The following is a 13,635-nucleotide window of genomic DNA, read 5'->3' as shown; positions in this document are numbered from 1 at the left end:
AAGGCGGCAAGTCTACCCGATGCAGCCCCGTTGAACGACCGAACTCGATGAGCAATGCGGCTCGCCTCTCAAATGGGGGACGGGGCACAACGTTCGCGAGGCGTTACTCATGCCCCCATGACATGTGTTAAATAAATGAGGCACATCACCGATTCCTTGCTGCGAGACGCTGTCGATGAGGGTCAACGCTTCCATGCATGTCACCGGTTCCCGAATGCGCGCCTTGCTGATCGCAGGCCTGTTCGCCTGCCTGCCCGGTACGGCGTCGGCACGTGAAACGCTGATCTGGCTGCTGCGCGACTTCCCGCCCCTGACCATATTTTCCGGACCATTGGCGGGCCAGGGTGCCATCGACAAGCTGATGCCCGAGCTGACTGCCCGGATGCCGGAGTACGATCACCAGGTCATGCACGTCAACCGCGCGCGCGGAACCCAGATGCTCAATGACCCCGACGTGTTCGCCTGCGACCCGACCCTGCTGTGGACGCCCGAGCGCGACAAAACCATTCTGTTTTCCATCCCGTCCTACGCCACGCCCAGTAACGGTGTGACGATCGAGCGCAGACGCCACGCACTGTTCGCACCGTTCATCAACGCCGACGGCCGCCTCGACCTTGCCGCCTTACTGGCCAGCGACAGCGTCGATGTCGGCATCGTCGGCGAACGCAGCTACGGCCCCGTCATCGATAAAGTGTTGCGCGAGACCCCCCACCCCGAACGTCTGATCCTGCACTACGGCAATACAGCGGTGGGCAGCATGCTGGAAATGGAACGGCTGGATCGCTTCCAGGCGATCATCAGTTACTGGCCGGAAGCGCGCTTTCACGCGCAGGAACAGGGCATTCCGCTAGCAGAGCTGGAGTTCTTGCCGGTCAAAGACGTGCCCAAATACCAGTTCGCTCACATTGCCTGTTCGAAGACCGAGAAGGGCCGTGCGGCGATGGAGATCATCAACCGGGAAATGCGTGTGCTGCGCGTGACGCGACTGATCGGGTTTTACGCGGAGTGGATGATGAAGAAGGAGGAATACCTGCGCGATGCCCAGACATTTTTCGATGAGGAACCGAACTGACGCCGGGTGAGATCCGCGCCTGCCGTTGAAGCTGTGAATGTCAGACAAAAGAAACCCCGAGCAGCGGGGAGACTACTCGGGGTCAACCGTGGTCCATCTTGGACCCGTACGGCAGGCAGCATGAACATCGGAGCACAATGCCTGCGCCTGCCGTAACTGATAGGAGCCTACCGAATGGAGAAGGTTCCCTGCGACTCAGACGAAAGGTCGGGAGGCAGCATAGGCGGCAGACTGGGACACATTGCGCATGGCAGCGATGACACAAGGCTCGATGCGCCCTTCTGCCACCATCAAATCGCGGTGAAGACCATCTACCACGTCAGTCAGCTGACGCTTGTCGCCCAACTGCGATGCAGAAAAAACCCGTTCAATCACCCTCGCACCCGCTGGATTTTTCAGCGTCACCAGGCGTTCGCCCAGAATACCGGCCGGGCCGATAATCGCCTGATAAGGAGACAGCGCTTCGCTCAGTAGCAAGCTGATATTTTCCATCCGGATCACCACTCAACAGTTTGAATGCAAAGGTGCTAACCAATGACCATTGGCAGCAGCGGAAAGTTCTGAGCAGTGTGGCGCTTTGACACATGCGCACTGACTGCTACAGCTTGACTCCGGAGCATGCCTGCCGAATGTGACAGGCAAAATTTACCCCCCTGATGCCTTCGCCCGCCCCAATTCGTCGAGCAGCGCCTTCAACTGCCCTGCCGCCCGCTCCGCGGCCTGACGAGCTTCGCGCAACTCGCTCTCCAGGCGCTTACGCTCGCTGATGTCCATCCAGCCGCCGAGCAATCCCTGCATTTGACCATCGGCGCGATGATAAGGCACCGCCCATTGCCAGGCGTAGACCCGTCGCCCGGCCAGCGTAAGGACGCGCTCGGCAAACACCGGCTCCTGCGTCTCCAGCAGCTTCATGTAATCGGCGTGCAGTTGCTCGGCCATATCGCGGTCAACGAGATCGACATCGGTCAGGCGTCGGCCTTGCATCTGTTCGTAACCGATCCCGAAGCTCTCCTCATAACTGCGGTTGCAGGCGACGAGCCGGCCTTGCAGATCACGCACATAAACAGGGTTGGGGAAAGCATCGAGCAATGTCCGTTTGAAGGCGAGCTGATCACCCAACTGTGCTTCGGCGCGCTGCCGTTGATGGATCTGATACCTCAGGCGGCTACTCCAGACCAGCGACACCAGACCCAGCAACAGTGAGGCGCCCGTAACCCCATAAATCCAGTTGGGGATGCGGTTCCACACCGAAGGCGCAGCGGCTGCCGCGCCGAGCCATTTGAGACGAATAGCGCGCATTTCCGTCACGGAAAATTCCTCAAGGGCCTTGTTCAGAATGCCGAGCAATTCGGGATGGGCCTTGACCACGGAAAACCGGTCCGGAGACCACAACCCTTCGACGCTGCGGCCCACTTTCAGCCCGCCGGGCGGATACAGCCAGGCGCCCGCCTCGTTCTGAATAGTGGCGTCCGCCTCCCCCTCCTCGACGAGCTGGCGGGCTTCGGCGTAGGTGGGCACGAGCAGCAGGCGGATCTGCGGGTAGCGTGTCTGAATAAACTCCAGCAACGCATGTCGCGCGGGGAGCGCGAGCACCTTGCCGGTCATGTCCGCCAGCTGAAGGGAGACATTGCTGTCGGCGCGTTCCAGAAATACCCAGCTGTTGCCTCCAAATGCATACGTGAAATACAGCATTTTCTTGCGCTCGGGGTTTTCGGCCAGGGTGGTATTCATGTGCGCGCCGCCGTCTGCCAGGGTCTCAAGCAGAGAATAGGTGGAAGGCGCTTCCTGATAGACAAACTGCAACCCGGTCAGGCGCGAAATGCGCGCCAGCACATCGACGTTCAGCCCCAACCATTGACCACGAGCGTCTTTGTAGATGTAGGGAGGGTGCTGAGTTGACGCCACCACCACCCGCGGATGTTTGCGGATCCACAACTGTTCAACGGGGTTGATACTGACTTGCCGACGCGCAGGGTCAGCGCCAAGCCCGACGGTCCATCGCCCCAGGATTTCCCGGTGCAAAGACTCGTCCATGTCTGCCAGCACGCGATCGAACAGTGCGTGAAGTCTTGCGTCTTTATCGCGAAGGGCGAACGAAAAACCCATGGGTGGCAACAGGCTGTCGAACTTGCTGTGCAGCCCCAGGTACGGGCGCAAAAGGCTATAGGACTGCACCACGAGCTCGTTGGCAATCAGCGCGTCGGCGTCGTCGTGGGCCAACGCCTCCATGGCGCTGTAGAGCGTGGGCGCAAGCACGATGTTGCTTTCGGGGTAGATGCGCTGCACAACCGCAGCGTCGGCATAGCCGTCCAGCAGCACCACGCGTTTGCCTTCCAGCGTAGGCTTGAGGCTGGTGTCGTTGGCCCGGCCGAACACCACCGCGCGGTCCGCTAGGTAGTCGCGCGTCATCGACAGTCCGGCTTTGTTTCGCTCAAATCCGCTGGCGCTGGTCAGCACGTCGATGTCACCGGCCAAGAGTGCCTCCACCGCCTTCTCTCGTTTAGCGAACCCTCGCACTTGAACGGGAATTGCCAACCGGGCGCTGACCACGCTGAGGTAATCCGCGCTGATGCCCTGATAGCGATTGCGGTCAGTGGTAATGTCGACGGGCTCGTGATCGGCGACGGAAATGCCAACCCGGAGCGTTTTTCGTGCGTCCAGCCACTGACGGTCCGCGTCATTGAGGGCGATGGGCTGTTGCGCAAGGAAAGGCGCACCCAGGGCGAACGGCAGGTTTTCACTGGAGTGACCCATGGGACTGTAGAGGCAGACGAGCAGCAGCAATGCCCATAGCGCCGGTCGGAGATCAAGGTGACGGCCATTGAATGCCGTTGAGTAAAAATGTTTAACAACCACAGGCTTATCCGAGAAATTAAGATTCTTCGGAAGTGTGGCACGCAGAAAAAACAAGGCCCGCTGCGAGGCGGGCCTTAGTTGTTACACGGCGATACGGTCAGAGAGGTTTGCCACGATTGCCATGCTGGCTGACAAAGGCCTGTACGGCCTTGAGGTCATTTGGGAGGACGGTGCAGCGTTCGTCTCGCTCAAACAAATCAGACAAATGTGCAGGCAGCTCGAGCGCTTTTCCTACACCGGCCTTCAGCACGGCATCCGGGAACTTGACCGGATGCGCCGTTCCCAGAATCACCATCGGCGTATCGAGGCTGCGGCGGCAGTCCCGTGCGGCTTTCACGCCGATCGCGGTGTGCGGATCGAGCAGCTCGCCAGTGCTGGCGAATACTTCGGCGATGGTTTTGCAGGTGTCTTCGTCACTGACCGCCAGCGAATCAAACAGCTTGCGGGTTTCGGTCCAGCGTTCTTCATCCACGCTGAAACCGCCGCCTTGCCTGAAGGTGTCCATCAGCTTGGCAATCGCGCCGCCGTTGCGACCGTGCATGTCGAACAGCAGACGCTCGAAGTTGGACGACACCATGATGTCCATCGAAGGGGTCAACGTCGCGTGCAGGGTTTCCTTGACGTACTGATTGCCGCTCATGAAGCGGTGCAGGATGTCGTTGCGGTTGGTCGCGACCACCAGTTGGCTGATCGGCAGGCCCATGTTGCGGGCCAGGTAACCGGCGAAGATGTCACCGAAATTGCCGGTCGGCACGGAGAACGCCACCGAACGTGCCGGGCCGCCCAACTGCAGCGACGCGTGAAAGTAGTAGACGATCTGGGCCATGATCCGCGCCCAGTTGATCGAGTTCACCGCCACCAGACGCGTGCCTTTGAGGAAGCTCTGGTCGGCGAAGCTGTTCTTGACCATTTCCTGGCAGTCGTCGAAGTTGCCTTCGATCGCGATGTTATGGATGTTCTCGCCGAAGATGGTGGTCATCTGGCGGCGCTGAACATCGGACACGCGATTGTTCGGGTGAAGGATGAAGATATCGACGTTGTCGCAACGACGGCAGCCTTCGATGGCGGCCGAGCCAGTGTCACCGGAAGTGGCGCCGATGATGACCACGCGTTCGCCGCGCTTCTCGAGCACGTAGTCCAGCAGACGACCCAGCAGTTGCAGGGCGAAATCCTTGAACGCCAGGGTCGGGCCATGGAACAGCTCCAGCACCCACTCGTTGCCGTTGAGCTGACGCAGGGGCGCAACCGCAGCGTGGGAGAACACGCCGTAGGTTTCTTCGAGGATCTTCTTGAAATCCGCGTCCGGGATGCTGCCGGTCACGAACGGGCGCATGACGCGAAACGCCAACTCGTGGTAAGGCAGGCCGGCCCAGGACGCGATTTCTTCCTGGGTGAAACGCGGCAGGTTTTCCGGAACGTACAGACCGCCATCGCTCGCCAGACCGGCCAGCAGCACGTCTTCGAAATTCAGGGCCGGTGCCTGGCCGCGGGTACTGATATAGCGCATTGTTCAAACCTTCGGTTTGGGCGGCAAGCTTCGAGTGGCGGGCTGCAAGTGAAAGTGCTTAACCTTCAACTCCAGCCCGGGACCCAAAGCTCACCGCGGTATGATTTTGCTGTTACTTGCAGCTTGCAGCTTGCCGCTTAACGCTTGCGGCTGATCTCAGTTCAAATGCTCAACGCGGATGCGGACAACCGGCCCGGCGACATCTTCCAGCGCTTCCAGCGCTTTGATCGCATCGTTCATGCGTTTCTCGACCACGCGGTGGGTCAGCAGAATCATCGGCACTAGGCCGTCATGTTCTTCGACTTCTTTCTGCATGATCGATTCGATGTTGATGCCGCGCTCGGACAGGATGCTCGCCACCTGCGCCAGCACGCCGGGATGATCCTTGGCCTGGATGCGCAGGTAGTAGGCACTTTCGCACGCGTCGATCGGCAGGATCGGGTGGGCCGACAGCGAGTCGGGCTGAAAGGCCAGATGCGGGACACGGTTTTCCGGATCGGTGGTCAGGGCACGGACCACGTCGACCAGATCCGCCACGACAGATGAAGCGGTCGGCTCCATGCCGGCACCTGCGCCGTAGAACAGGGTCGAGCCGGCTGCATCGCCGTTGACCATCACGGCGTTCATCACACCGTTGACGTTGGCGATCAGGCGATCGGCCGGGATCAGGGTCGGGTGGACGCGCAGCTCGATACCGCTCGGCGTGCTGCGGGCGACGCCCAGGTGCTTGATCCGGTAGCCCAGCGCTTCGGCGTAATTGACGTCGGCGGTGGTCAGCCTGGTGATGCCCTCGGTGTAGGCCTTGTCGAATTGCAGCGGGATGCCAAAAGCGATGGACGCCAGAATGGTCAGCTTGTGCGCCGCGTCGATGCCTTCGACGTCGAAGGTCGGATCGGCTTCTGCGTAACCCAGCGCCTGCGCTTCAGCGAGGACGTCCGGGAAGGTCCGGCCTTTTTCGCGCATCTCGGTGAGGATGAAGTTGCCGGTGCCGTTGATGATGCCGGCCACCCAGTTGATGCGGTTGGCCGACAGGCCTTCACGAATGGCCTTGATCACCGGAATGCCGCCCGCCACTGCCGCTTCGAAGGCGACGATGACGCCCTTCTCCCGGGCCTTGGCGAAAATTTCGTTGCCGTGCACGGCGATCAGCGCCTTGTTGGCGGTGACCACGTGCTTGCCGTTTTCGATGGCCTTGAGCACCAGTTCACGGGCGATGGTGTAGCCACCGATCAGCTCGATGACGATGTCGATTTCAGGGTTGCTCGCCACGTCGAACACGTCGGTCGTGGTCGGGGTACCGGTAATCTGGCAATTGGGGTTTGGTGTACGCATGGCAATCTGCGCCACTTCGATTCCACGCCCGGCACGGCGGGCAATTTCCTCGGCGTTACGCTTTAGCACATTGAAGGTACCGCCACCGACAGTACCCAGCCCACAGATGCCTACTTTGACCGGTTTCACTATGAACTCCCCATAAAACGGCCGACGCGAGGCCGGCCGTGGAATCAGCCGCATTCAACACGGCTCGCTATTGATGAAGCGCTGCACACAGGCCGCTTCAATGTTTACCGCAGGAGGCTGCGATAAACGAAATTACTTGGCGCCCAGCGCCAGTTTGGCCACTTGCGGCGCCGGCTGGTAGCCCGGAATCAGCTGACCGTCGGCCAACACGATGGCCGGTGTGCCGTTCACGCCGATGGACTGGCCGATCTCGAACTGTTTGGTGACCGGGTTATCGCACTTGGGCGCCTGAATATTCTTGCCGTCGACCATGCGGTCCATTGCACCGCGGCGGTCCTTGGAGCACCACACTGCCTGGAGTTGCTCGTCACCCGACGAACCGAGGCCCTGACGCGGGAACGCTACATAGCGCACTTCGATGCCGCGCTTGTTCAGCTCCGGCACTTCGGCGTGCAGCTTGTGGCAGTACGGGCAGGTGGTGTCGGTGAATACCGTGATGTGGGATTTGGTCTCGCCCACGGCTGGGTAGACGACCATCTCAGCGGCAGGGATGCCGTTGATGGTCTTGGAAATCGCCTGACGCTCGACTTTCTCGGTCAGGTTGACCGGCTTGCCGGCCTGCATCTGATACAGGTTGCCCTGCATCACGAACTGGCCGTCCGCACTGGCGTACAGCACGCGACCGCCTTTCAGATTGACCTCATAGAGGCCGTTCAACGGGCTGCTGGAAATGCTCTCGATGGGAATTTCCAGATTGAGCGATTCCAGGGTCTTGCGAATGGCTTTGTCGGACGCCTCATCGGCGTGGGCAAACAGGCTGAAAGAGCTGGCCAGCGCTACAACGGCAGCACCGAGAAAACGAGTGACGCGCATGAAAACTCCTCGAGCGGTGAGCAGACGGGCCGGGCTGAAAACGGGTGGCGAAACCGCACCAGGATGTTTTCAGGGCCTTGATCTGCGAAACCGGCAAAGCCTATCACATAAGGCTCGCAAGGCCGACGCCCGCCGATGTAAGACAGGTCGCAAATTACTGAAGTCATCTACCCCCTCGGGTGGTGCTTCGCATGCATTTCCTGCAACCGCGCGCGGGCGACGTGGGTGTAGATTTGCGTCGTCGACAGATCACTGTGACCGAGGAGCATCTGCACGACGCGAAGATCGGCGCCGTGGTTGAGCAAGTGCGTGGCAAAGGCGTGACGCAGGGTGTGTGGCGAGAGGGACTTGCCGATGCCGGCGACTTTGGCCTGGTGCTTGATGCGGTGCCAGAAGGTCTGGCGGGTCATCTGCTCGCCGCGCTGGCTGGGAAACAGCACGTCGCTGGGGCGGCCGTTGAGCAATTCGTGGCGGGCGTCGCGCATGTAGCGCTCGACCCAGACGATGGCTTCCTCCCCCATCGGCACCAGCCGCTCTTTGCTGCCCTTGCCCATGATGCGCAGCACGCCCTGGCGCAAGTTGACCTGTTCAAGCGTCAGGCTGATCAGCTCGGTCACCCGCAGTCCGCAGGCGTAGAGCACTTCAAGCATCGCCCGGTCACGCTGGCCGATGGCGTCGCTCAGGTCGGGCGCAGCCAGCAACGCTTCGACGTCGGCTTCGGACAAGGATTTGGGAAGTGGCTTACCCAACTGTGGCATGTCGACCTGCAACGTAGGGTCGACCGCGATCAGCTTTTCTCTGAGCAGGTAGCGATAGAAGCCACGCACGCCGGAAAGCAGTCGCGCTGTCGAGCGAGGCTTGTAGCCGTTGTCGACCCGCCATCCGAGGTGATCGAGAATCGCCTCCCGACTGACACTCATCAGGTCCACGCCCTGCTCCTGCAACCAGCCGTTGAACAGTGCGAGGTCACTGCGATAGGCATGGCGCGTGTTGTCCGACAGCCCTTTCTCCAGCCACAGAGCGTCAAGGAAGCGGTCGATCATGGGATGGTCAATGGCGGGCATGGGTTCTGACTTGGGGGGTGGAAACCGGTGGCAGTTTTTCATACTTGCGAAGGCGGGACAAAACCGAATGCCAGAAAGCAAAAAAGCAGCCCGTAGGCTGCTTTTTCATTCGCATGGGAAGACTGGGATTAAACCAGTTTTTCCTTGATGCGAGCTGCTTTACCGGACAGGTCACGCAGGTAGTACAGCTTGGCCTTGCGAACGTCGCCGCGACGTTTCACAGCCATGCTGTCGATTTGCGGGCTGTAGGTCTGGAAAGTACGTTCAACGCCAACACCGTTGGAGATTTTACGAACAGTGAAAGCACTGTTCACACCACGGTTACGCTTGGCGATAACAACGCCTTCGAACGCCTGCAGACGAGCGCGGTCGCCTTCCTTCACTTTCACCTGAACGACAATGGTGTCGCCCGGGGCAAAGGGAGGGATCTCTTTGGTCATCTGCTCTGCTTCGAGTGCAAGGATGATTTTGTTAGTCATGCTGTGCTCCTAAGGTAAATCGGTTCGATCTACCATCGATACGTTAACTATCGTCCCGCTCGCGGAGGTATTCCGCCAGCAGCTTCTTCTCTTCTCCAGAAAGCGAGCGGCTTTCCAGAAGATCGGCGCGTCGTTCATAGGTCCGCCCAAGGGACTGCTGTAAACGCCAACGCCGGATGTGTGCGTGATTGCCACTAAGCAATACGTCGGGAACACGCTGATCCGCATACACCTCCGGTCGGGTGTAGTGCGGGCAATCCAGCAGACCATCCGTGAAGGAATCTTCCTCCGCGGAATCTACATGCCCTAAAGCTCCAGGCAGCAGTCGCGTAACCGCATCTATCAGGACCATGGCCGGCAGCTCACCGCCAGATAACACATAGTCGCCAATCGACCACTCTTCATCGACATGAGCTTCAATGAAACGCTCGTCGACGCCTTCATAACGACCGGCAATCAGGATAAGTGCTTCTTCCTGCGCCAGTTCGCGTACCGCAGTCTGATCCAGCTTGCGGCCCTGTGGCGACAGGTAAATCACCTTCGCCGCATCCCCCGCCGCCTGCCTGGCCTGAGCCAGAGCATCTTCGAGGGGCTTGATCTTCATCACCATGCCAGGGCCACCGCCAAACGGGCGATCGTCCACAGTGTGATGTCGATCAGTGGTGTAATCCCGCGGATTCCAACAGGTCAGCTGCAACAGCTCCTGTTTCACCGCACGGCTGGTAATGCCGTATTCGCTGATGGCGGAAAACATCTCGGGAAACAGCGTGATGACTTCTATGCGCAGGCTGGCCATTGCTTAGAAATCCGCGTCCCATTCCACCTTCATCTCGCCTGCAACCAGATCAACTGCCAACACGCATTGCTCCGTATAGGGCAAAAGGCGTTCGCGATCATCCAGACTGCCTGCGCAGGGTTTGACCACCATTACATCGTTTGCGCCGGTTTCCAGAAGATGATCGACCTTCCCGAGCAATTGCCCAAGACCGTCAATGACCTTCAGACCTTCAAGCTGGTACCAGTAGTACTCGCCGTCGGTCAATTCAGGGAACAGGTTGCGCGGCACGCAGATCTCATAACCGGCCAGAAGACGAGCTTCTTCACGATCATCAAGACCCTTGAGCTTGGCGACCAGGAACTTGTCGTTCCCGCGTCCACTGACCAGCTCGACCTGTTTCACATTGCCTTCGCGCTTGAGCGTCCAGGTTTTGTACTGCAACAGGTTTTCAGTCGGATCAGTAAAGGAATACACCTTCACTTCGCCGCGAACGCCGTGTACCGAGTAAATCTTGCCGATGACGATCAGATCGTCGGCGGAAGCTGGCGTCGCGTTCATATTGCTCAGGCCGCAGCCTTGGCAGATTCCTTCAACAGCGAAGCAACACGCTCAGAAGGTTGTGCACCAACGCTCAGCCAGTAGGCCAGACGCTCTTGGTTCACGGACAGACGGATTTCCTGACCACGGGCAACCGGGTTGAAGAAACCGATTTGTTCCTTGTGGGAACCGTCACGTGGGTTGCGGCTGTCGGTGACAGTCAGGTGGTAGAACGGGCGCTTTTTAGAGCCGCCAAGGGCAAGACGGATTGTTAGCATTGAACAATTTTCCTGTAGTCGGTGCTGCAAATCTAAGATGCACAGCGGGCATGGGTGCCCGAAAGGCCGCATATTCTAAGGAATATCCGGATTTTTGCAAATGACTTTTTCCGGCGTACGCCGTCAGGCCACTTAGATCTGCCGTGGAGCCGTCAGCGAGGACGGCGGTGAGCGCCTGCCTGAGCAGGCCATCGGGACGGTTGCCCCCATGAATGACGCGCGGGAATCACTCCCACGCGATGCAATTTACATTTTGGGCATACCGCCGCCGGGCAACATTCCGCCCATGCCGCGCATCATTTTCGCCATGCCGCCCTTGGTCGAAAACTTTTTCATCATCTTCTGCATCTGTTTGTGCTGCTTGATCAGACGACCAATGTCCTGCACCTGGGTGCCCGAACCCATGGCGATACGGCGTTTGCGTGAACCGCTGATCAGCTCAGGGTCGCGACGCTCGGCCGGGGTCATCGAATTGATGATGGCTTCCATTTGCTTGAACTGCTTTTCGGCGGCGCCTTGTGCGTTACCCATCTGCGACAGGTTCACGCCACCGATGCTTGGCAGCTTGTCCATGAGCCCGCCCAGGCCGCCCATGTTCTTCATTTGTTGCAGCTGATCGCGGAAGTCTTCGAGGTCGAAGCCCTTGCCCTTCTTCAGCTTCTTGGCCAGCTTGTCGGCCTTGTCCTTGTCGAGGGTCTGTTCGGCCTGCTCGATCAGGCTGAGCACATCACCCATACCGAGGATGCGCGATGCGATACGGTCCGGATGGAAAGGCTCCAGCGCCTCGCTCTTCTCGCCCATGCCGATGAACTTGATCGGCTTGCCCGTAATGGCGCGCACCGACAGTGCAGCACCTCCACGGGCATCGCCGTCGACCTTGGTCAGGATCACACCGGTCAGCGGCAGCGCATCACCAAACGCCTTGGCGGTGTTCGCAGCATCCTGGCCGGTCATCGCGTCGACGACGAACAGCGTCTCGGCCGGCTTGACCGCCGCGTGCAGCGCCTGGATCTCGCCCATCATCTCGGCGTCGATGTGCAGACGACCGGCGGTGTCGAGGATCACGACATCAATGAACTTGAGTTTGGCTTCTTTAATAGCCGCTTCGGCAATGTCGACCGGCTTCTGGCTGATGTCGGACGGGAAGAACGTCACGCCGATGTCGTTGGCCAGGGTTTCCAGCTGCTTGATCGCGGCCGGACGATAGACGTCCGCCGACACCAGCATCACGGTTTTCTTTTTGCGTTCTTTCAGGAATCGGGCGAGCTTGCCGGCAGTGGTGGTCTTGCCCGCACCTTGCAGACCCGCCATCAGGATGACCGCCGGCGGCGTGACGTTGAGGGTCAGCTCTTCGTTGGCCGCCCCCATCATCTCTTCCAGCTCGGCCTGGACAATCTTCACGAACGCCTGGCCCGGCGTCAGGCTGCGCGACACCTCGGTGCCGACGGCGCGCTCCTTGATGCGATTGACGAAGTCTTTGACAACCGGCAAGGCGACGTCGGCTTCAAGCAGCGCCATACGCACTTCACGCAGTGTGTCCTTGATGTTGTCCTCGGTCAGCTTGGCTTTACCAGTGACCTGGCGCAGCGTCTGCGAGAGACGATCTGTCAGATTTTCAAACATGCGTGATCCTTTGGGTTCGTGCTGAACCCCGATTGATGCGGCCAGGCCCGTAGCGGCCTTTTTCAGTCGGCTGGCGAGATTGCGACGCCTGTTCTTCAGAGAGTCGCTATTGAAATAGGGACGCTATAAAGGCGGCTGAAACAGCGATCGGCTAGCCTGTGGCTTGAGCAGGTCGCGGATTATAGCGAAGACTCCAGCGCACGGACACCACGGCGTCTCCTTCTGTAGTCTTTCGTGAAATGCGCGTTTTATGCCAAACTCACCGGCTTTCGAGCACGCCCAACAGGATCTATGTCCCCCTTGTCACCGAGTTTGCTCTTCAGCCTCGCCGCCGCCGTGTTTTATGCCGCTGCGACTGTCTACCAGGGTATGCGCCTGCGTCAGGGCCAAAAGGCCGACAAATGGCTGCTGTGCCTGATCGGCACCCTTGCCGTCGCTTGCCAGGCCAGTGCGCTGTTCGGCCAACTGGTGCGCCCTATCGGCCTGGGTCTGGACTTTTTCAGTGCCGCCAGCCTGATTGCTGTTGCCGTCATCATCGTGACCATGCTCGCGTGCATTCGCCTCCCGGTCGAAATCCTGCTGATCCTCCTGTTCCCGCTGGGGCTGCTGACGAGCCTGATGGCGCAGTTCGCGCCTTCCGGTACCCAGCAACCGATCATCGAAGAACACGGCATCATCAGCCATATCCTGCTGTCGATCCTCGCCTACGGCATGTTCACCATCGCGGTGTTCCAGTCCCTGCTCCTGCTGCTGCAGGATCATCAGCTGAAGAACAAGCACCGCCTTGGCCTGATCAGAAGCTTCCCCCCGTTGCAGACCATGGAAAGCCTGCTCTTCGGCTTCCTCTGGGCCGGGTGGGTCTTGCTGTCGATGTCGCTGATCTCCGGCTGGCTGTTCGTCGAAAACCTGTTTGCCCAGCATCTGGTACACAAAACCCTGCTGTCGATCCTCGCGTGGATCGTCTTCAGTGTGCTGCTGTGGGGACGCCACCATCTGGGCTGGCGCGGCCACAAGGCGATCCGCTGGACGCTGGGCGGATTCCTGCTCCTGATGCTGGCCTACTTCGGCAGCAAGCTCGTTCGTGAATACATCCTGCACATCTGACGG

General features: G+C 59.6%; 12 protein-coding genes and 1 pseudogene. 2 read left to right on the top strand and 11 right to left on the bottom strand.

Annotated elements, in window-relative coordinates:
- The first annotated feature begins 175 nt into the window (after positions 1-175).
- Positions 176-1,072 carry a TIGR02285 family protein gene (locus QWI18_RS11655; RefSeq protein WP_369318878.1) on the top strand — a complete coding sequence of 299 codons (897 nt, stop codon included), beginning with the start codon at positions 176-178 and terminating at the stop codon, positions 1,070-1,072.
- A gap of 195 nt (positions 1,073-1,267) precedes the next feature.
- Here QWI18_RS11655 and QWI18_RS11650 read toward each other — a convergent pair whose 3' ends face one another.
- The 11 genes and pseudogenes from QWI18_RS11650 to ffh form a co-directional block, all read right to left on the bottom strand.
- Positions 1,268-1,564 (bottom strand): DUF3509 domain-containing protein, encoded by a 297-nt coding sequence (locus tag QWI18_RS11650; RefSeq protein WP_369318877.1) that lies wholly within the window; start codon positions 1,562-1,564, stop codon positions 1,268-1,270.
- Between the two features lie 213 nt (positions 1,565-1,777).
- Positions 1,778-3,826, bottom strand: a pseudogene (locus QWI18_RS11645) (transporter substrate-binding domain-containing protein); the annotation flags it as partial.
- A gap of 199 nt (positions 3,827-4,025) precedes the next feature.
- Complete coding sequence (gene thrC / locus QWI18_RS11640) at positions 4,026-5,435, bottom strand: threonine synthase (RefSeq protein ID WP_369318876.1); 1,410 nt, start codon at positions 5,433-5,435, stop codon at positions 4,026-4,028.
- A 156-nt stretch (positions 5,436-5,591) separates the two neighbouring features.
- Entirely contained in the window at positions 5,592-6,896 is a 1,305-nt protein-coding gene (locus QWI18_RS11635; RefSeq protein ID WP_369318875.1) for a homoserine dehydrogenase, read from the bottom strand.
- Positions 6,897-7,028: 132 nt separating this feature from the next.
- Positions 7,029-7,769, bottom strand: coding sequence for a bifunctional protein-disulfide isomerase/oxidoreductase DsbC (gene dsbC / locus QWI18_RS11630; protein ID WP_369318874.1), 741 nt, complete (start codon positions 7,767-7,769; stop codon positions 7,029-7,031).
- Positions 7,770-7,936: 167 nt separating this feature from the next.
- Complete coding sequence (gene xerD / locus QWI18_RS11625; RefSeq protein WP_065989954.1) at positions 7,937-8,833, bottom strand: site-specific tyrosine recombinase XerD; 897 nt, start codon at positions 8,831-8,833, stop codon at positions 7,937-7,939.
- A gap of 128 nt (positions 8,834-8,961) precedes the next feature.
- Entirely contained in the window at positions 8,962-9,312 is a 351-nt protein-coding gene (gene rplS / locus QWI18_RS11620) for a 50S ribosomal protein L19 (RefSeq protein WP_037012438.1), read from the bottom strand.
- Between the two features lie 43 nt (positions 9,313-9,355).
- Positions 9,356-10,108 carry a tRNA (guanosine(37)-N1)-methyltransferase TrmD gene (trmD, locus tag QWI18_RS11615; RefSeq protein WP_369318873.1) on the bottom strand — a complete coding sequence of 251 codons (753 nt, stop codon included), beginning with the start codon at positions 10,106-10,108 and terminating at the stop codon, positions 9,356-9,358.
- A gap of 3 nt (positions 10,109-10,111) precedes the next feature.
- Complete coding sequence (gene rimM / locus QWI18_RS11610) at positions 10,112-10,648, bottom strand: ribosome maturation factor RimM (RefSeq protein ID WP_037012440.1); 537 nt, start codon at positions 10,646-10,648, stop codon at positions 10,112-10,114.
- A 5-nt stretch (positions 10,649-10,653) separates the two neighbouring features.
- Complete coding sequence (gene rpsP, locus QWI18_RS11605) at positions 10,654-10,905, bottom strand: 30S ribosomal protein S16 (RefSeq protein ID WP_037012442.1); 252 nt, start codon at positions 10,903-10,905, stop codon at positions 10,654-10,656.
- A 246-nt stretch (positions 10,906-11,151) separates the two neighbouring features.
- Positions 11,152-12,528, bottom strand: a complete 1,377-nt coding sequence (gene ffh / locus QWI18_RS11600) for a signal recognition particle protein (RefSeq protein WP_065989960.1) — start codon at positions 12,526-12,528, stop codon at positions 11,152-11,154.
- Between the two features lie 291 nt (positions 12,529-12,819).
- Here ffh and QWI18_RS11595 point away from each other — a divergent pair, with 291 nt between their 5' ends.
- Positions 12,820-13,632: an inner membrane protein YpjD gene (locus tag QWI18_RS11595; RefSeq protein WP_065989961.1), complete on the top strand. Its 813-nt coding sequence runs from the start codon at positions 12,820-12,822 to the stop codon at positions 13,630-13,632.
- Positions 13,633-13,635: the final 3 nt, after the last annotated feature.

Origin of the sequence: Pseudomonas sp. W2Oct36 (assembly GCF_041060465.1) — a bacterium.
In the GTDB taxonomy this organism is placed as follows: domain Bacteria; phylum Pseudomonadota; class Gammaproteobacteria; order Pseudomonadales; family Pseudomonadaceae; genus Aquipseudomonas; species Aquipseudomonas graminis_B.
The sequence above is the reverse complement of the archived record's forward strand: the minus strand, read 5'-3'. Positions and strand labels throughout refer to the sequence as shown.

Coding starts and splice junctions, on each gene's coding strand:
- QWI18_RS11655 (WP_369318878.1), top strand. CDS start 176: ATGAGGGTCAACGCTTCCATGCATGTCACCGGTTCCCGAATGCGCGCC.
- QWI18_RS11650 (WP_369318877.1), bottom strand. CDS start 1,564: ATGGAAAATATCAGCTTGCTACTGAGCGAAGCGCTGTCTCCTTATCAG.
- thrC (WP_369318876.1), bottom strand. CDS start 5,435: ATGCGCTATATCAGTACCCGCGGCCAGGCACCGGCCCTGAATTTCGAA.
- dsbC (WP_369318874.1), bottom strand. CDS start 7,769: ATGCGCGTCACTCGTTTTCTCGGTGCTGCCGTTGTAGCGCTGGCCAGC.
- xerD (WP_065989954.1), bottom strand. CDS start 8,833: ATGCCCGCCATTGACCATCCCATGATCGACCGCTTCCTTGACGCTCTG.
- rplS (WP_037012438.1), bottom strand. CDS start 9,312: ATGACTAACAAAATCATCCTTGCACTCGAAGCAGAGCAGATGACCAAA.
- trmD (WP_369318873.1), bottom strand. CDS start 10,108: ATGGCCAGCCTGCGCATAGAAGTCATCACGCTGTTTCCCGAGATGTTT.
- rimM (WP_037012440.1), bottom strand. CDS start 10,648: ATGAACGCGACGCCAGCTTCCGCCGACGATCTGATCGTCATCGGCAAG.
- rpsP (WP_037012442.1), bottom strand. CDS start 10,905: ATGCTAACAATCCGTCTTGCCCTTGGCGGCTCTAAAAAGCGCCCGTTC.
- ffh (WP_065989960.1), bottom strand. CDS start 12,528: ATGTTTGAAAATCTGACAGATCGTCTCTCGCAGACGCTGCGCCAGGTC.
- QWI18_RS11595 (WP_065989961.1), top strand. CDS start 12,820: ATGTCCCCCTTGTCACCGAGTTTGCTCTTCAGCCTCGCCGCCGCCGTG.